The organism is Serratia sp. CY55921 (genome assembly GCF_052167655.1).
Classification (GTDB): Bacteria; Pseudomonadota; Gammaproteobacteria; order Enterobacterales; family Enterobacteriaceae; genus Serratia; species Serratia ureilytica.
In genome coordinates this window covers 503,512-520,648 of sequence record NZ_JBJNMU010000002.1, presented here as the reverse complement: position 1 = coordinate 520,648, position 17,137 = coordinate 503,512, and the positions used below count along the sequence as shown (strand labels likewise).

General features: G+C 60.8%; 17 protein-coding genes and 3 tRNA genes. 11 read left to right on the top strand and 9 right to left on the bottom strand.

Annotation, left to right across the window (positions count from 1 at the left end; genetic code table 11):
• Nucleotides 1-31 precede the first annotated feature (31 nt).
• Both ACJ8M3_RS16315 and ACJ8M3_RS16310 read left to right on the top strand, forming a co-directional pair.
• On the top strand, nucleotides 32-1,657 hold the full coding sequence (locus ACJ8M3_RS16315; protein WP_089197605.1) for a methyl-accepting chemotaxis protein: 1,626 nt from the start codon (nucleotides 32-34) through the stop codon (nucleotides 1,655-1,657).
• A 303-nt stretch (nucleotides 1,658-1,960) separates the two neighbouring features.
• Nucleotides 1,961-2,305, top strand: a complete 345-nt coding sequence (locus ACJ8M3_RS16310) for a DUF4156 domain-containing protein (RefSeq protein WP_025305007.1) — start codon at nucleotides 1,961-1,963, stop codon at nucleotides 2,303-2,305.
• An 87-nt stretch (nucleotides 2,306-2,392) separates the two neighbouring features.
• Here ACJ8M3_RS16310 and epmB read toward each other — a convergent pair whose 3' ends face one another.
• Complete coding sequence (gene epmB, locus ACJ8M3_RS16305) at nucleotides 2,393-3,421, bottom strand: EF-P beta-lysylation protein EpmB (RefSeq protein WP_042783506.1); 1,029 nt, start codon at nucleotides 3,419-3,421, stop codon at nucleotides 2,393-2,395.
• 42 nt (nucleotides 3,422-3,463) lie between these two features.
• Between epmB and efp the strand changes: the two genes are divergently transcribed.
• The 4 genes from efp to sugE all read left to right on the top strand — a co-directional run bounded on the left by efp (nucleotide 3,464) and on the right by sugE (nucleotide 4,994).
• A complete protein-coding gene (efp, locus tag ACJ8M3_RS16300; RefSeq protein ID WP_004929666.1) occupies nucleotides 3,464-4,030 on the top strand; it encodes an elongation factor P in 567 nt (188 codons plus the stop codon).
• Nucleotides 4,031-4,100: 70 nt separating this feature from the next.
• Nucleotides 4,101-4,232, top strand: a complete 132-nt coding sequence (locus ACJ8M3_RS16295; RefSeq protein WP_004929667.1) for an entericidin A/B family lipoprotein — start codon at nucleotides 4,101-4,103, stop codon at nucleotides 4,230-4,232.
• 120 nt (nucleotides 4,233-4,352) lie between these two features.
• Nucleotides 4,353-4,484 carry an entericidin A/B family lipoprotein gene (locus ACJ8M3_RS16290; RefSeq protein ID WP_004929668.1) on the top strand — a complete coding sequence of 44 codons (132 nt, stop codon included), beginning with the start codon at nucleotides 4,353-4,355 and terminating at the stop codon, nucleotides 4,482-4,484.
• Nucleotides 4,485-4,676: 192 nt separating this feature from the next.
• Nucleotides 4,677-4,994: a quaternary ammonium compound efflux SMR transporter SugE gene (gene sugE / locus ACJ8M3_RS16285; RefSeq protein WP_033641610.1), complete on the top strand. Its 318-nt coding sequence runs from the start codon at nucleotides 4,677-4,679 to the stop codon at nucleotides 4,992-4,994.
• Here the strand turns inward: sugE and blc are convergent.
• From blc to frdA, 5 genes are all read right to left on the bottom strand, one after another.
• Nucleotides 4,988-5,521, bottom strand: coding sequence for an outer membrane lipoprotein Blc (gene blc / locus ACJ8M3_RS16280; protein ID WP_033641611.1), 534 nt, complete (start codon nucleotides 5,519-5,521; stop codon nucleotides 4,988-4,990). The two genes, sugE and blc, sit on opposite strands and share 7 nt — an antisense overlap.
• An 84-nt stretch (nucleotides 5,522-5,605) precedes the next feature.
• On the bottom strand, nucleotides 5,606-5,965 hold the full coding sequence (frdD, locus tag ACJ8M3_RS16275) for a fumarate reductase subunit FrdD (RefSeq protein WP_004929672.1): 360 nt from the start codon (nucleotides 5,963-5,965) through the stop codon (nucleotides 5,606-5,608).
• A gap of 12 nt (nucleotides 5,966-5,977) precedes the next feature.
• Nucleotides 5,978-6,370 carry a fumarate reductase subunit FrdC gene (gene frdC, locus ACJ8M3_RS16270; RefSeq protein WP_025305010.1) on the bottom strand — a complete coding sequence of 131 codons (393 nt, stop codon included), beginning with the start codon at nucleotides 6,368-6,370 and terminating at the stop codon, nucleotides 5,978-5,980.
• 14 nt (nucleotides 6,371-6,384) lie between these two features.
• Nucleotides 6,385-7,119: a succinate dehydrogenase/fumarate reductase iron-sulfur subunit gene (locus tag ACJ8M3_RS16265; protein ID WP_033648713.1), complete on the bottom strand. Its 735-nt coding sequence runs from the start codon at nucleotides 7,117-7,119 to the stop codon at nucleotides 6,385-6,387.
• The gene (gene frdA / locus ACJ8M3_RS16260) at nucleotides 7,112-8,908 is read right to left on the bottom strand and encodes a fumarate reductase (quinol) flavoprotein subunit (protein WP_047573004.1); all 1,797 of its coding nucleotides are present in this window, start codon (nucleotides 8,906-8,908) and stop codon (nucleotides 7,112-7,114) included. Before frdA ends, ACJ8M3_RS16265 begins: the two co-directional genes overlap by 8 nt.
• A 385-nt stretch (nucleotides 8,909-9,293) precedes the next feature.
• Here frdA and epmA point away from each other — a divergent pair, with 385 nt between their 5' ends.
• Nucleotides 9,294-10,271: an elongation factor P--(R)-beta-lysine ligase gene (gene epmA, locus ACJ8M3_RS16255; RefSeq protein ID WP_004929681.1), complete on the top strand. Its 978-nt coding sequence runs from the start codon at nucleotides 9,294-9,296 to the stop codon at nucleotides 10,269-10,271.
• Between the two features lie 71 nt (nucleotides 10,272-10,342).
• On the opposite strand, the gene mscM is transcribed toward epmA, so the two are convergent.
• The 3 genes from mscM to rsgA all read right to left on the bottom strand — a co-directional run bounded on the left by mscM (nucleotide 10,343) and on the right by rsgA (nucleotide 15,723).
• Complete coding sequence (mscM, locus tag ACJ8M3_RS16250; protein WP_042783512.1) at nucleotides 10,343-13,690, bottom strand: miniconductance mechanosensitive channel MscM; 3,348 nt, start codon at nucleotides 13,688-13,690, stop codon at nucleotides 10,343-10,345.
• A 13-nt stretch (nucleotides 13,691-13,703) separates the two neighbouring features.
• Nucleotides 13,704-14,597: an archaetidylserine decarboxylase gene (gene asd, locus ACJ8M3_RS16245; RefSeq protein WP_033641616.1), complete on the bottom strand. Its 894-nt coding sequence runs from the start codon at nucleotides 14,595-14,597 to the stop codon at nucleotides 13,704-13,706.
• A gap of 76 nt (nucleotides 14,598-14,673) precedes the next feature.
• Nucleotides 14,674-15,723: a small ribosomal subunit biogenesis GTPase RsgA gene (gene rsgA / locus ACJ8M3_RS16240; RefSeq protein WP_033641617.1), complete on the bottom strand. Its 1,050-nt coding sequence runs from the start codon at nucleotides 15,721-15,723 to the stop codon at nucleotides 14,674-14,676.
• Between the two features lie 245 nt (nucleotides 15,724-15,968).
• On the opposite strand from rsgA, the gene orn reads away from it, so the two are divergent.
• The 4 genes from orn to ACJ8M3_RS16220 all read left to right on the top strand — a co-directional run bounded on the left by orn (nucleotide 15,969) and on the right by ACJ8M3_RS16220 (nucleotide 17,054).
• Complete coding sequence (gene orn, locus ACJ8M3_RS16235) at nucleotides 15,969-16,514, top strand: oligoribonuclease (RefSeq protein ID WP_033641618.1); 546 nt, start codon at nucleotides 15,969-15,971, stop codon at nucleotides 16,512-16,514.
• A 192-nt stretch (nucleotides 16,515-16,706) separates the two neighbouring features.
• Nucleotides 16,707-16,782: transfer RNA gene (locus tag ACJ8M3_RS16230), tRNA-Gly, on the top strand.
• Between the two features lie 66 nt (nucleotides 16,783-16,848).
• Nucleotides 16,849-16,924 (top strand) — tRNA-Gly (locus ACJ8M3_RS16225).
• Between the two features lie 54 nt (nucleotides 16,925-16,978).
• Nucleotides 16,979-17,054 (top strand) — tRNA-Gly (locus ACJ8M3_RS16220).
• Nucleotides 17,055-17,137 lie beyond the last annotated feature (83 nt).

The following is a 17,137-nucleotide window of genomic DNA, read 5'->3' as shown; positions in this document are numbered from 1 at the left end:
TCGCCGGTGTGACTGTCAACGGAGACGACTTATGCTGAAAAATATGAAAATAGCCACCTGGCTGATGTTGATGCTGTTGCTGCTGGGCTTGATGCCCATGGGAACCGGCGCCATCGCCTTCTATTTCATGCAGCAAAACGGCCACAGCATCGACAGGATGAGCACCTTCTCCGACGAGGAAGCGGCGCTGAACCGCAGTTGGCGTGCTTTGCTGCAAACGCAGACGCTGATCGACAACATGGCGTTCGAGCGCTGGGCGCAGACCAGCAGAGCCGATATTCAACAGGGTATCGATGAGGCGCGCGGTGAGCTGCGCAGCGCCGACGTCGCGTTCAACCTGTTTTGGGAGACGCCGGGCCTGACGGTATCGCGCCCGGATCTGGGCGAGGCGATGAAAAAGGTCTACCTGGCGCAGCTGGCGGTGCTGAAGCAAGAACTGACGTTGTTGGCCGACACGCCGCAGGCGGCGCTGATCGAGCGGCTGCACGCCATGGCGGCAGAGAAGCGCCAGGTGCGCCAGCGGCTGGATAACCAGTTTGCCGACTACATGCGGGCCACGGTGGCCGCCCACCGTCTGGCAGTGGAAGAGGCGGAGCAGACCCAAAAAGTCTTCGCCCGTCTGCTGAGCGGCACCCTGGCGGCGATCCTGCTGCTGCTGGTCGCCGTGCAGCGTGATTTCCGCCGGCGCTTGATTCTGCCGCTGCGCCAGATCGCCGAACATTTGCAAAAGGTTGGGCGTGGCGATCTACGTAGCGAGATCGCGGTACGCAACAACAATGAGATCGGCATGCTGTTCGCCAGCCTGCGGACGATGCAGCAGGAGCTGAGTGCCACCGTGCAGCAGGTGCGTGACGGTGTGGAGTCGATCAACCACGGTACGCACGAGATCGCCGTCGGCAACGCCGATCTCTCCAGCCGCACTGAAGAACAAGCCAGCGCGCTGACGGAAACCGCCGCCAGCATGGAGCAGATCACCGCCACGGTGCGGCAAAACGCCGATAACGCCACTCAGGCCGCCGGCATGGTCAATCAGACCGCCGCCATTGCCCGCAACGGCGAAACGCTGATGGCCAGCGCGGTCGACAAGATGCGGGCGATCAACGACAGCGCGCGTCAGGTGGGGGATATCACCAGCGTGATCGACGGCATCGCCTTCCAGACCAACATTCTGGCGCTGAACGCCGCCGTCGAGGCCGCGCGTGCCGGGGAGCAGGGGCGGGGTTTTGCGGTGGTAGCCGGCGAAGTGCGCAATCTGGCGCAGCGCTGCGCGACTTCGGCCAAGGAGATCAGCGGTCTGGTCGACGGCGTAACCGGCGATATCGCCGCCGGCGTGCGGCTGGTTGAACAGGCGGGCGAGACGATGAATGCCATCGTCGGCTCGGTGAACCAGGTGACGTCGCTGATGGATAACATCTCCTATGCGTCGGAAGAGCAAAGCAAAGGCGTCGAGCAGGTCGGGGTGGCGGTGACCCAGATGGATCAGGTGACCCAGCAGAATGCCGCGCTGGTGGAGGAGGTGGCGACCACCGCCGTCGGCGTGGAGGAACAGGCGGCCCTGCTGGCGCAGGCGGTGGCGGTATTCAAACTGGCGGAGGGGGAACCGCGTCAGGGCGAAGAGCTGGCGCAGGCATCGGCGGCCGTTGCCGGTTGGGTATAACGCCGCCGCACTGTATTTGATGATATTTTTGCCGCCCGGGGCGATTTAGCTGGTAAACTGGTAAGTCATCAGCTGTCGCTCAAGACGTTGGCCCGCTCGCGTGGCAACGGATGCTTAAGAGATGGCATCGCTTTCTGATATACCCTATGAATTTCAAGTTGTAGCTAGGCGGCCAGCTCGTGAGTCCCCAGGCGCTTACTTGAGTAAGTAACTGGGGTGAGCGAGTGCAGTCAACAACGCTACAGCTTGAAAGGCGACGGGTAGAAGATTTTGCGTAATTCTCAACATCGAATGGGGAACAAGATGCGGATTAAAGCCTTACTGGGTCTTTCGGCAGCGATGCTGCTGGCGGGTTGCAGCACCACTCATGAACTGACCGCTGCGGGTCAGCAGATCAAGTTCACCGACAGCAAGCCGGCGGCGGAATGCCAGCTGCTGGGGGAAGTGACCGGCACCCAGAGCAACTGGCTGTCCGGCAACGGCGGTGAAGGCAGCTCCATGCGCGGTGCGGCCAACGATCTGCGCAACAAGGCAGCGGCGATGGGCGGCAACGTCATTTACGGCGCCAACAGCCCAAGCCAGAACCTGCTCTCCAGCTTCGCGCCGCTGGACAGCAAAATGGTCGGCCAGGTTTACAAGTGCCCGTAAGGCGCTGAGGCCTAACGCCGCGAAGAGATAAAAAAGAGGAATGCCACGGCATTCCTCTTTTCGTTTCGTCGAGCCCTGTGGCGCGCGTCACTCCTGCATCAGGCGCAGGTCGATCGGCGTTTTGCTCGGTTCGCCGCCCACTTCACGCGTCAGGCGCGGCACCAGATAACCGGACACTTTGCTCAGCAGCGCCTGCATGATGACGCGCGCTTCATCGTCGCTGACCATGAAATGCGCCGCGCCCTGCACCTTGTCCAGCACGTGGATGTAATAGGGCAGGATGCCGGCGTCGAACAGCGCGTTGCTGAGCGCCGCCAGCGTATCGGCATCGTCGTTGACGTCGCGCAGCAGCACGCTCTGGTTGAGCAGCGTGACGCCGGCGAGGCGCAGCTGGGCCATGGCGCTCTGCAGCTCGCGGTCGATTTCGTTGGCGTGGTTGATGTGGGTGACCATCAGCACCTGCAGGCGCGAGGCCGACAGCAGGCGGCACAGCGCCGGCGTAATGCGCGCCGGGATCACCACCGGCAGACGGGTGTGAATGCGCAGGCGTTTCAGGTGCGGGATGGCCTCCAGCTCGCCGACCAGCCACTCCAGCTCGCTGTCTTTGGCCATCAGCGGATCGCCGCCGGAAAAAATGATCTCGTCCAGTTCCGGGTGTTGGCGGATATAATCCAGCGCCTGCCGCCAGTTGTTCTTGTTGCCCTGATTATCCTGATAGGGGAAGTGACGGCGGAAACAGTAACGGCAGTTGACCGCACAGCCGCCTTTGACCAGCAGCAGCGCGCGATTGCGGTATTTGTGCAGCAGGCCCGGCACCACGCTGCGCTGTTCATCCAGCGGATCGGTGGTGAACCCTGGGGCGTTGATGAACTCCTCTCTGGCGGTCAGCACCTGGCGCAGCAGCGGGTCGTTGGCATCGCCGGGGCGCATGCGCGCAGCGAAGGCGCGCGGCACGCGCAGGGCAAACAGCCGACGGGCATCGCGCCCCTGCGGCAGTTCCGGGTGCGTATTCAGTGACAAAAGCTGCAGTAATTCATCGGGATCGGTAATAACATCGGCGAGTTGATGCAACCAATCTTCTCTATGTGCCGTACTTTGGGTTATAATGTGTGCCATTTTTTTGGCTAAGCTACCAGTTCAAATATTCAGAGGGCCATCATGGCGACTTATTCTAGCAACGATTTCCGTCCGGGTCTTAAAATCATGTTCGAGGGCGAACCTTACGCCGTCGAAGCCAGTGAGTTCGTTAAGCCGGGCAAAGGCCAGGCGTTCGCGCGCGTGAAAATGCGCCGTCTGCTGACCGGCACCCGCGTGGAAAAAACCTTCAAGTCTACCGATTCTTGCGAAGGCGCAGACGTGATGGACACCAACATGAACTACCTGTACAGCGACGGTGAGTTCTATCACTTCATGCACCCTGAGTCTTTCGAACAGCATCAGGTTGACGGCAAAACCGTCGGCGACGCGGCCAAATGGCTGCAGGATAACGCAGAGTGCATCATCACCCTGTGGGATGGCCGTCCAATCGCCGTTCAGCCGCCGAACTTCATCGAAGCGGAAATCACCGATACCGATCCTGGCCTGAAAGGCGATACCGCAGGGACTGGCGGCAAGCCGGCTACCCTGAGCACCGGCGCCGTGGTAAAAGTGCCGTTGTTCGTCCAGATCGGCGAAGTGATCAAGGTTGACACTCGCTCTGGCGAATACGTCTCTCGCGTTAAGTAAGTTTCAAAACAGAGGAACCCCCGCGGTTCCTCTGTTTTATCCCATCCCCGTTCGTTGGCAGAAAATCCGCATGTTCAAGAAAACGCTGTTGGCCGTGCTCTCCCTGTTGTTCCTTTTCTCCCTCAGCAGTTGCAATACGTTTCGCGGTTTCGGCGAAGACGTTCAGCATCTCGGCGGCGCCATCTCCCGCACGGCCAGCTGATCCCGCCTTTAACCCGATGTATTTGCGCCACAAAGCCGGTCACGATCCCACACCCTCCGTCAATTTTGACTACGCTTAGAAAGCCGTACTTTTTCATCAACGACAAATAAGGACTTTCTTATGCTGAAGAAAAGTATTATCGCGATCTTCTCTTTGATGATTTTGAGCTCGCTGACCGCCTGTAATACCACCCGCGGTGTGGGTGAAGACATTCAGGCCGGCGGCAAGGCTATTCAGCGCAGCGCGGAATAATCCGCATTCCACCCGGCGGCGTTCCGGCTGCGGAGAGCCGCCACATTTCTATCCCTTGCCTGAGCGTTAACGCTGCTGCTATCCTGCCGCAGTGCGGGTGAGGTTACCCGTCATGCATCACCTCGCTAAACGGGACGACCCGTTTACGCGTCATTTTATCGGGGACGACCCCAGTGGTAGGGAGGCCGTCTCATGGCCTGGATTATTCTGCTTATCGCCGGTTTGCTCGAAGTGGTTTGGGCTATCGGTCTGAAATACACCCACGGTTTTACCCGGCTGACGCCGAGCATCATCACCATCGCCGCGATGGTGGTCAGCATGTTGCTGTTGGCCAACGCCATGAAAACGCTGCCCGCCGGCACCGCCTACGCGGTGTGGACCGGCATCGGCGCGGTGGGCGCGGCCATCATGGGCATGGTGCTGTTGGGCGAATCGACCAATATCGCGCGCATCATCAGCCTGTGCCTGATCGTGGTCGGCATACTCGGGCTGAAGTTCAGCAGTCAGTGATCGGCGGACTGCTGCACCCAGATCAGCTTGTCGGTGGCGAAACCGTAGCCTTTGGCTGTCTGCAATAAACGGTCGCGCACGGCGGCGTCAAGCGTCGGCGTGCGCGACAGGATCCACAGATAGTCGCGGTTCGGGCCGCAAACCAGCGCGTAGCCATACGCCGGATCCAGGGCAATCACGTTGTAGCCGCCATAGAAAGGGCCGAAGAACGACACTTTCAGCGCCGCGACCTGCGGTGAACCGATAAAGTAGGCTTTGCCTTCGCTTTCTTGCCATTGCTGTTTCTGCGGATTGAAGCCGCGATTGATGACGTTCAGTCCGCCGTCGGCGCGCGGGCTGTAATGGGCGGTCACCTGCTGCAAACCGCGTTCAAAACGATGATCCAGACGTGCGATCTCATACCAGGTGCCGAGATAGCGCTGGCTGTCGAAATTGTTCACGACCTTGATGTCTTTAGGCGGGGAGACGCTGCAGGCGACGGAGAGCAGGGCGGAAAGCATGACGCAAAGCTTTGACCATAAACGCATCGGTGACTCCTGTTTACCGGGGGCGAGTAGACAGTGTAGCCGATGAGAAAAGGGCGGCCAACGGGCGTTGGCCACCCGAGCGGTTTACAGAGTGACGACGCCGATGACGGTGACGACGCTGAGGATTGCCGCCAGACCGTAGAACACCCACTTGCCGGCCGGCACGTGGATCTTCAGATCGTGCATCGCATGGTGGATGCGGTGCAGGCCGCACCACAGCGGCAGAATGATCATCAGCAGCAGGAACAGGCGGCCGATCAGGCTCTGGCAGAACGCCAGCACGCGCTCGTAACCCAGCGCTTCACCGGGGAACAGCCCCAGCGGCAGCAGGATGCCGACCAGCAGCACGATAGCCGGCGCGACGATCGCGCCCCACATGCCGCCGGCGCCGAACAATCCCCAGAAAACCGGCTCGTCGGAGCGTTTAGGTGCTTGATTTATCATGTTTCCTCCGGATTAGAACAGGGCCACGGCCAGGATGACCACGCTGACGACGATCGTGACGGCCCACAGCCCTTTCACGATGGGGCCCGGTCCCATTTTCTCGCTGTTGACCACGATATTGGCGGCCTTCGGCGCCAGATCGAACCAGGTTTTGGTGTGCAGCGCCGCCGCCAGCAATGCGACGACGTTGATTAACAGCACCAGCGGATTCTGCAAGAAACCGACGAAGCCGGCCCAGCTCTCGGCGCCGCCCTTCAGCGCGAACACGCCGTAGAGCAGCACGATGCTGAACCAGACCGCCAGCACCGAGGTGCCTTCGCGCAGCATGTAGAAACGGTAGAAGCCGAGCTTTTGCCACCAGGTGGGCGTCATGGTGCGCACATAGGGCTTACGTTGAGTTGTCATGGCAATTTTCTCCCTTATTGCGGCTTCAACATGGCGATCATGAAGTCTTTGGCGCTCTCCACCTTGCCTTGCTGGATAGCGGCGGCGGGATCGACGTGTTTCGGACAGACTTCGGAGCAATAGCCGACGAAGGTGCAGCTCCAGACGCCGTTTTGGCCGTTGAGCTGCGGCATGCGCTGTTTCTTGCCGTGGTCGCGGTTGTCCAGGTTATAGCGGTGCGCCAGCGTGATCGCCGCCGGGCCGATAAACTCGGGGTTGAGGCCGAACTGCGGGCACGCCGCATAGCACAGGCCGCAGTTGATGCAGCCGGAGAACTGGTGGTATTTGGCCATCTGCGCGGGAGTCTGCACGTTCGGGCCATCCTCCGGTTTGCGATCGTTGCCGATGATGTACGGTTTGATCGCCTCCAGGCTTTCGATGAAGTGGGTCATGTCGACCACCAGATCGCGCTCGATCGGGAAGTTGCCCAGCGCTTCGACCTTCATGCCGCCGACGTAGTCGCGCAGGAAGGTTTTGCACGCCAGCTTCGGCACGCGGTTGACCATCATGCCGCAGGAGCCGCAGATCGCCATGCGGCAAGACCAGCGGTAGGAGAGGTCCGGCGCCAGGTTATCCTTGATGTAGCCCAGCGCATCGAGCAACGAGGTCTGTTCGTCGTAAGGCACGGCGTAAGTGACGAAATGCGGCTCGGCGTCGCTTTCCGGGTTATAGCGCATGACTTCGATCTTCAGGGTTTGCATCTCAGCCATTTGCCTGCTCCTTATTCTTTTTCTCCTGCGCTTCGGCTTCTGCGCCGTAGACGCGTTTGGCCGGCGGCAGCTTGGTGATTTTCACGTCGCTGTATTCAAGACGCGGCGCGCCCTGCGGATTGTGGAATGCCAGCGTATGCTTGAGGAAGTTGACGTCGTCACGCTCGGTGCAGCCTTCGTCCAGGCGCTGGTGGGCGCCGCGCGACTCTTTGCGGTTAAATGCGGAGTGCGCCATGCATTCAGCGACGTCCAGACCATAACCCAGCTCGATGGTGTACAGCAGATCGGTATTGAACACGCTGGTGTTGTCGGTGATTTTGACGCGCTTGAAACGTTCTTTCAGCTCGGCCAGCTTATCGATGGTTTTTTGCATCAGCTCCGGCGTGCGGTAGATGCCGCAGCCTTCTTCCATCGACAGCCCCATTTCGTCGCGGATCTTCGCCCAGTTTTCGTTGCCTTCCTGCTTCATCAGGTTGCCCAGGCGGGTTTCGACGTCGCGGGTTTGCGCATCCAGCGCGCTGCCGTTGGCCGGCGCGGTTTCCAGCGCGCGGCGCGCCGCGTGCTCACCGGCGACGCGGCCGAACACCACCAGTTCCGCCAGCGAGTTGGAGCCGAGGCGGTTGGCGCCGTGCAGGCCGACGGAGGAGCACTCGCCGACCGCGAACAGCCCCTTGATGCGGGTTTCACAGTTCTGGTCGGTTTCAATGCCGCCCATGGTGTAGTGCGCGGTAGGGCGCACCGGGATCGGATCTTTCACCGGATCGACGCCGACGTAGGCCTTGGCCAGTTCGCAGATGAACGGCAGCCGCTCCAGCAGCTTTTTCTCGCCCAGATGGCGCAGATCGAGGTAGACCACGTCGCCGCGTGGGGTGGCGATGGTGCGGCCGGCGCGCCATTCGTGCCAGAAGGCCTGGGACACTTTATCGCGCGGGCCCAGCTCCATGTATTTGTTCTTCGGCTCGCCCAGCGGGGTTTCCGGGCCCATGCCGTAGTCTTGCAGGTAACGGTAGCCGTCTTTGTTCACCAGAATGCCGCCTTCGCCGCGGCAGCCCTCGGTCATCAGGATGCCGGAACCGGGCAGGCCGGTCGGGTGATACTGCACGAACTCCATGTCGCGCAGCGGTACGCCGTGGTGGAACGCCATGCCCATGCCGTCGCCGGTAACGATGCCGCCGTTGGTGTTGTAGCGATAAACGCGCCCGGCGCCGCCGGTGGCCATCACCACCGCGTTGGCGCGGATCTGCACGCGGGTGCCTTCCATCATGTTGAGCGCCACCAGGCCGCGCGCCTGGCCGTCATCCACCAGGATATCCAGCACGAAGTGCTCGTCGAAGCGTTGGATTTGCGGGTATTTCAGCGAGGTCTGGAACAGGGTGTGCAGCATGTGGAAGCCGGTCTTGTCGGCGGCGAACCAGGTGCGTTCGATCTTCATGCCACCGAAGCGCCGCACGTTGACCGAACCGTCCGGTTTACGGCTCCACGGGCAGCCCCACTGCTCAAGCTGGGTCATCTCGCGCGGGCACTGATGCACGAAGTGATCGACCACGTCCTGCTCGCACAGCCAGTCGCCGCCGGCGACGGTGTCGTGGAAGTGATAGTCGAAGGTATCGTGATCCTGGGTGACGGCGGCGGAGCCCCCCTCGGCGGCGACCGTGTGGCTGCGCATCGGGTAGACCTTAGAGATCAGCGCGATTTTCAGTTGGGGATTGGCTTCCGCTGCGGCTATTGCTGCACGTAAACCAGCGCCCCCGGCCCCAATAATGGCAAGATCGGCGTTAAAGGTTTGCACTGCATTCCTCCAATGTTCTTGTTAAGAACGGCAAGTTAAATATCTATGCTTAAAATTTAGCGAACTCTTCGGGTGCTAACTAATTGAACCGATTAATGTTGCTTAAAGGTTAAGGATAGATATCTCCCACCAATAATGGGGAATTAACTATACCTAAAGTTAAGTAGTCGAAATTTGATGTGATCGATTGTTTTGTCGATTAACGCTTGCCCGGCAGGCTTGTCTGTTTTTTTGCGCGTTCGGCCGGCTTTACCCTTTTTAACGCGCTTTTGCCGCCCTTTTATCGGAAATTGGCGTTATCGCCGGTTGCGCATCCTGAAGAATTTGTTTGGCTGCAAGGATGCGAGTAGACTGCATCCCCTGTTTGATTTCGGAGTTAATTACCATGAGCGAAACGGCAAGCTGGCAGCCTAGTGCACCCATCGCCAATTTGTTGAAACGCGCAGCGATTCTGGCTGAGATCCGGCGTTTCTTCGCCGATCGTGGCGTGCTGGAAGTTGAGACGCCCACCATGAGCCAGGCGACGGTCACCGACGTTCACCTGTTCCCGTTCGAGACGCGTTTCGTCGGGCCGGGGGCGGCAGAAGGCCTGACGCTATACATGATGACCAGCCCGGAATATCACATGAAGCGCCTGCTGGCGGCGGGCAGCGGCCCGATCTACCAAATGGGGCGCAGCTTCCGCAATGAAGAAGCCGGGCGGCATCACAACCCGGAATTCACCATGCTGGAGTGGTACCGTCCGCACTACGACATGTACCGCCTGATGAATGAAGTGGACGATCTGCTGCAGCAGGTGCTGGACTGCGAGAGCGCGGAGACCCTGTCCTATCAGCAGGCGTTCCTGCGCCATCTGGACATCGATCCGCTGTCGGCGGAGAAGGCGCAGCTGCGCGAAGCAGCGGCCAAACTCGATCTGAGCAACATCGCCGATACCGAAGAAGATCGCGATACGCTGCTGCAGCTGCTGTTCACCGTGGGCGTGGAACCGCATATCGGCCGTGAAAAACCGGCGTTCGTGTACCACTTCCCGGCTAGCCAGGCGGCGTTGGCGGAGATCAGCACCGAAGACCACCGCGTGGCGGAGCGTTTCGAGGTGTACTTCAAGGGTATCGAGCTGGCGAACGGTTTCCGCGAGCTTACCGACGGCCGTGAACAACAGCAGCGCTTCGAGCAGGACAACCGCAAACGCGCGGAGCGCGGCCTGCCGCAGCAACCGATCGACTACAACCTGTTGGCGGCATTGCAGCACGGCATGCCGGAGTGTTCCGGCGTGGCGCTGGGCGTGGATCGTCTGGTGATGCTGGCGCTGGGCGCCGAGAGCCTGAGCGACGTATTAGCCTTCCCGGTCGGGATCGCCTGACGTTTCAGGCGGCGAAAAAGCAAAAAGGGGGTCGGCATTTGCCGACCCCCTTTTTTTATCGCGAGAAGCGCTTATAGCCCCCCGGCGTCGCGCTTGGTGTTCGGCGCCGGCGTGGACGGCGGCGTGCGGCCGTTGTTGGTTAGCCGCGACAGCGTCTCGGTACGCACCTGGAACGGCGGGTACGGCAGCGTGATGCCGTGCTCGCGGTAGCCCGCCAGGATCAGTTGGTGGATCTCATGGCGCAGCGGCATACGGTGGCCCATCTCGGCGGCGTAAATACGCATCTCGAAGATCTGAATGCCTTGTTGCAGATCGACCAGATAGACCTCCGGCGCCGGGTTATCCAGCACCAGCGCGCAGCGCTCGGCGGCGTTCATCAGGATCTTGGTCACTTCTTCGCTGTTGGCCTCGCCCGGCGCCGGTACGGTCAGCACCACACGGGTCAGGGTATCCGACAGCGACCAGTTGACGAACTGCTCGGTGATAAACGCTTTGTTCGGCACGATGATCTCTTTGCGGTCCCAGTCCGAGATGGTGGTGGCGCGGGTATTGATCTTGGTGACGGTGCCGGTCAGATTGCGGATCGTCACGGTGTCGCCGATGCGGATCGGTTTCTCGAACAGGATGATCAAGCCGGAGATGAAGTTGGAGAAGATCTCCTGCATGCCGAAGCCCAACCCCAGACTGAGCGCGGTAACCACCCACTGCAGTTTCGACCATTCGATGCCGATCCAGGCGAAGCTGAGCACCGCGCCGAACAGCAGCAGCAGGTACTTGGTGATGGTGGTGATGGCGTAGCCGGTGCCCGGGGACAGATCCAGGTGCTGCAGCACCGCCAGCTCCAGCAGCGCCGGCAGGTTGCGCACCAGCTGCATGGTGATGATCAACACCAGAATGGCGATCAGAACCGCGCCGAGGGTGATCGGATGGGCGGTTTCCACGCCGTTCACCGTCGAGGTTACGTCCCACAGCGAGATGTTTTCCAGGAAGGCGAACGCGGAGTGGATCTCCGACCACAGTACGATCACCGACACCAGCGCGATCAGCGTCAGGATCGAACGCACCAGCCGCAGCGACTGGGCGCTGATGGTGTCCAGATCGAAGTCCGAATCGTCCGGATCGATGGCGCCTTCGGTGCTGTTCGGGGTATGTGAAGTTTCGTCTTCGCCGCGGGCGCGCTGGGCCAGAATGTCGGCGCGGCGCTGCTTGGCGCGATCGAAGGCGATGCGCCGCCGCTGGATCAACATCCAACGGCGGATGATGTGGTAGACGACCAGCAGCAGGAACCAGATCGCCACCGAAGTTTCCAGACGCGCCAACAGCGCCTGCGCGGTGGTGAGGTAACCGACGGTCGAGGCCAGCGCCGCCAGCAGCGGCGCCGACAGCAGCAGCCCCCAGAAGGCGCTGTTGAGCATGTTGTCGCCGGAGCCGTTTTTATCCAGATACAGCGGAATGCCGGCGCGTTTCAGGCTGTGGGTGACCAGCGCCAGCGCCAGACACAGCAGGATGAAGCACAGCCGCCCCAGGGTGTTGGCGAACTCGCGTTCTTTCAGGCTATCGAAGGTGATCAGCGCCATGATCAGCGGCACGATCAGCCAGATCGACATCTTGTAGTAGCGCATGGCGCGCGAAACCTGCTTCGCCGGCCAGCGGAAGTGCACGATGAACAGCCCCTGCGGGTGGGCGAAGGCGGCGCAGATCATGCAGATCCACAGGATCGGCAGCGTGGCGGTTACCCCTTTGCCGATCGCTTCCGCCACCGGGTAGTTCCAGGCGCTTTGCAGGCCGTAACCGAGCGCGGCCCACAGCACCGGCAGCGGCATCGCCACCAGAATCGACCAGAACACGGTGCGCACCGTCAGGAAGAATTCGTCCTGCGTCACCTTGCCGACGCGGCTGCTCGCGCGCTCGAGGAAGGCGTGGTAGTGCTTGCGCGAGCTGATGCTGAAAATCACCAGCAGCAGGGCGCCGAAGATCGGGATCAGCGTTTCGCGGCTGGTCACCATCATCATGAAGGCGCCGCCGAGTTGAGACAGCGTGTCCAGCGACAGGACGCGCGTCAGATCGTGCGCCACGTTGAGCGGGTAGGAGAAGTTGATCGGATTGACGTCCGGCACCCAGAACAGATAGCGGTGGGTGGCGTCGCGAATTTCGTTCAACGCTTCGATCAGCTGGGTGTTGGCCACCTTCAGCTTGGTCAGCTCGAGGATTTGGGTGTCGCACCCGGATAACAACGAGTTGAGCAGCTCGCGCTGGGTGCGCAGCTGGGCATCGACGATGCGTTGCTCCTGATTGGTCAGCGCGCTGCCGTCGTCGCGTTTGAATTCGCGCTGCGACAGTTTTTCCAGCTGGTTTTCAAACTGCAGGCGCTGCACGCGCAGCTGGGCCATGTCGCCGTCCAGCTGTTGCGGCTTGGGCATTTCCGGCAGTGTCGCCACCTGGGCGCGCAGGGTTTCCCCCAGCGCCGACGACGAACCGAGCCACTGGGCCTGCTCGATGATGGTGCTCAGCGCCTGGCGCACCTGCAGCGTCTGCGCCGCCGCCTGCCGCTGCTGCGATGAAATCAGATCCATGCGCTGCGCCTGGCTGTTCAGCGCGGCGGACAGTTCGCGGTTGATCTGCAGCTGCTGGCTGATGCTTTTTGGCAAATCGCCGTTCTGCTCGGCCAACTGCTCGGTTTTTTCCAGCGCCAGCTCTGCTTCGCGTTGGCGTTGGGCGTTGAGGTTATTGCGCAGCGCCTGCAGCTGAACGTCTATTTTCTCGTGGCGCTTTTTATAGACCTCGGCGCGCATGCGCGCCAGCTCCTGACGGTTGTTGGCCGACAGCTGCGCCAGCTCCAGCTCGTCCACTTTGGCTTTGCGCGCCGCGGCTTCGGCCTGCAGCAGGGCCAGGGCGGCCTGCGCATACGGTGTGGTCGGGTTGGCGGGCTGCGCCTGCAGGCGGCGCTGCACTTCCGTCAGCGCACGGCGGGCGTCGGTCTGCTGCTGCGGCAGCTGGCCGAGCGAATCGCTGATCTCCCGCGTGCGATCCTGTTCTTGCTGCAGCAGGCGCGCCTGTTCCAGCAGCAGGCTGCTGGTTTGCAGGATCTGCTGTTCCAGCTCGGCGGCCGGCAGATCGTCGCCGTTAGGCAAGATCTTGTTGCTTTCCAGCACCAGCTGACGGCGCAGCTCCTGCGTCATCTTCGGAAAATCGTCGATCACCCTCTGATACTGTTCGGAGCGAGTCTGCGACTCTTTGCGCTCCGTCAGCCAGTTGAGGGCGCTTTGCAGCGCCTCGGTGGTTTCCGCCTGATTCGGCGCGTTTTTGCTGCTTTCCGCCTGCTTCAGCTCCTGTTTGAGCTGGGTCTCGGTCGGCACGGGGGCGGCCAGCGCCGGTTGCCACAGCAGGCAACCGAGCAAAAGCGTGATGAAAAGGCGCACGGCGTCGATTCCTTTAGAGCGGGGTCTGTGGCGTTTCAGCGGCGGCCGGGATTTCGGCGAAGGCTTCACCCATGCGGGTGACGGTGCCGTTATGCAGCTGCGGCGCAAACTGCACGCTGCCTGCGGTAAACAGGTTGATCACCGTGGAGCCGAGTTTGAAACGGCCCATCTCGGCGCCTTTTTCCAGCGCGATGGCGCCTTCTTCGCCGGCGGCCGGGTAGGTCCAGCGCTTGATGATGCCTTCGCGCGGCGGCGTGACGGTGCCGGCCCAGACGGTTTCGATGCTGCCGACGATGGTGGCGCCGACCAGGATTTGCACCATCGGCCCGATGTCGGTGTCGAATACGCAGATCACGCGCTCGTTGCGCGCGAACAGATTAGGCACGTTGGCGGCGGTGAGCGGGTTGACCGAGAACAAATCGCCCGGCACATAGATCATTTCGCGCAGCACGCCGGCGCACGGCATGTGTACGCGGTGATAGTCGCGCGGCGCCAGATAGGTGGTGGCGAACAGGCCGTTGCGGAACGGCTCGGCCAACAGATAGTTGCCGGCCAGCAGCGCTTCGAGGCTGTAGTGGTGGCCTTTGGCCTGGAAGATTTGATCGTCGCGGATCGGGCCGAGCTGGCTGATGGCACCATCGGCAGGCAGCGCCAGCCAGTTGGCGTCGGCGACGATGGGGCGCGCGCCGTCGCGCAGCGGGCGCACGAAGAAATCGTTGAAGGTGGCGTAAGACGCCAGGTCCGGATTTTGCGCTTCCTGCATGTCCACGCGGTAGAAGCGGGCGAAGGTTTTGACCACCAGTTGGGTCAGCCAGCCGGCCCGTTTGTCGGCGCCCCAGCCCGCCAGGCGGGTCAGCGCCAGCTTCGGCAGCCAATATTGCAGTTTAATCTTGATGCTATCCAGCACGTTAACCTCGTGAATCAGGGTAAAGGGCGCGCATTGTAACGAGGGCTCCGCCGTCGTCAATGCTCGCTCGTCAGTGTCAGTCTGCGGCGTCCGTGAAGTTCTTGCGAACCTTCACCTGCGCCATGCTTTCCAGAATACGGTGATAGTTGTCGAACCGCTCTTGCGCGATATCGCCTTTCTCCATCGCCGCGCGAATGGCGCAGCCGGGATCGGTATCGTGGCGGCAGTCGCGGAATTTGCAACCGCCTAAATAATCACGGAATTCGACAAAACCGCGGGTGATTTGTTCCGGCTCCAGGTGCCACAGGCCAAACTCGCGCACCCCTGGGGAGTCGATCACGTCGCCGCCGTGCTGGAAATGGTACAGCCGCGCGGCGGTGGTGGTATGTTGCCCGAGGCCCGAGACGTCGGAAACCTGATTTACCAGAATTTGCTCTTCAGACGGCGGCAGCAGCGCGTTCAGCAAGCTGGACTTGCCGACCCCGGACTGACCGGCGAAGATGCTGATGCGCCCGGCCAGCGCCTGTTCGAACTCCGCCATGCCTTCCCGCGTTTGGCTGGAGACTTCCAGCACCCGGTAGCCAATCTTGCGATAGATATCCATCATGCCGTCGACCAGCTTGCGCGCTTCGGCGTCCAGCAGGTCAATTTTGTTGAGCACGATCAGCGGCTCGACTTCGAGCGTTTCGCAGGCCACCAGATAACGGTCGATGATGTTCAGTGACAGCTCGGGCAGGATCGCCGACACGATGACGATCTGATTGATATTGGCGGCGATCGGCTTCACGCCGTCATAGAAGTCCGGGCGCGTCAGCACCGAGGTGCGTTCGTGCACCGCTTCCACAATGCCTTTTACCCCTTCATGGGCGCCCAGGCCGGGGCGCCACACCACGCGATCGCCGGTCACCAGCGAACGCAGCGTGCGGCGGATGTTGCAGCGGTGCTGAGTGCCATCCGGCGCCTCAACGTCGGCGTGCATGCCGAAACGGCTGATGACGACGCCTTCCTGCGGCTCGCCCAGCTGGGAATCATCCGGTTCCGGTTTGTTATCGGCGCGCTTCAGACGGCGCTGATGGTTCGCCTGCACGCGGCGTTGCTGACCTTTGGACAGTTTGTTCTTACTCACTGCGCCTCACTTGAATCGGTTTTATACCTTTACGTATACGCACAGCCGCGGCGGGGGACTTGCCCCGGGCGCAGCCTTGAACCCGTCAGGGTATATGTCGCCCATGGCGACCAAAAAGACTATGATACACGCTATTTTATATTAAATAACCGTTGTTAGCCGCCGGCTGCGGCGTGTCGCCATCGGCGGCGGCCGTCGTCTCGTCCGCACAGCGTTTTTCTCTCGGCTTTTAGGCAGGAAACATCATGACAGCAAACGAAAATAACCTGATTTGGATCGATTTGGAGATGACCGGGCTGGATCCCGAGCGTGACCGCATTATCGAGATCGCCACGCTGGTCACCGACGCCAATCTGAACATCCTGGCGGAAGGGCCGGTGATCGCCGTGCACCAATCCGACGAGCAGCTGGCCTTGATGGACGAGTGGAACGTGCGCACCCATACCGGCAGCGGGCTGGTGGAGCGGGTGAAAGCCAGCCGGCAGGACGATCGCGCCGCCGAGCTGGAAACCATCGCCTTCCTGCAGCAATGGGTGCCGGCCGGCAAATCACCGATCTGCGGCAACAGCGTGGGCCAGGATCGCCGTTTCCTGTTCCGCTACATGCCGGAGCTGGAGGCCTACTTCCATTACCGCTACCTGGACGTCAGCACGCTGAAAGAACTGGCGCGCCGTTGGAAGCCGGAAATTCTCGGCGGCTTTAAGAAGCAGGGCACCCATCAGGCGCTGGATGACATCCGCGAATCGGTGGCCGAACTGGCTTATTACCGCGAACATTTCATTCAGCTTTAAGGCGATGGCGGCCTCTGCGGGGAAAAAACGCCGTTTTTAGCCGCTTAATTCGCCAATCTGGCGCTTTAATCGGCAATCAAACAAAAATCGCGTTTTTTTGCTTTCAGGGGCTTGCGACAAAAAGGATTTCTCGTATAATGCGCACCCCGTACCGATGAAGAATTTCGTAACGTTCCACCATCGATACGCCGGGCGGGAATAGCTCAGTTGGTAGAGCACGACCTTGCCAAGGTCGGGGTCGCGAGTTCGAGTCTCGTTTCCCGCTCCAAATTCAACAATGTCGCGATGCGGCATGATGAATAAATAAAGCAGTATCAAGCAGTACCTATGCGACGCGGGAATAGCTCAGTTGGTAGAGCGCAACCTTGCCAAGGTTGAGGTCGCGAGTTCGAGCCTCGTTTCCCGCTCCAAAAATTCAAAGGTCACGCCAGTGTTTGGTGACCGGATGCCAAAAGCATCTCAATGCGGGAATAGCTCAGTTGGTAGAGCACGACCTTGCCAAGGTCGGGGTCGCGAGTTCGAGTCTCGTTTCCCGCTCCAATTTTCTCTTCGTTTCAAACTCAAATCCAACGCCTTCTCCGGCGCGGGTTTTTGTCCCGTTTTACACACCTGCTAAAAACGTT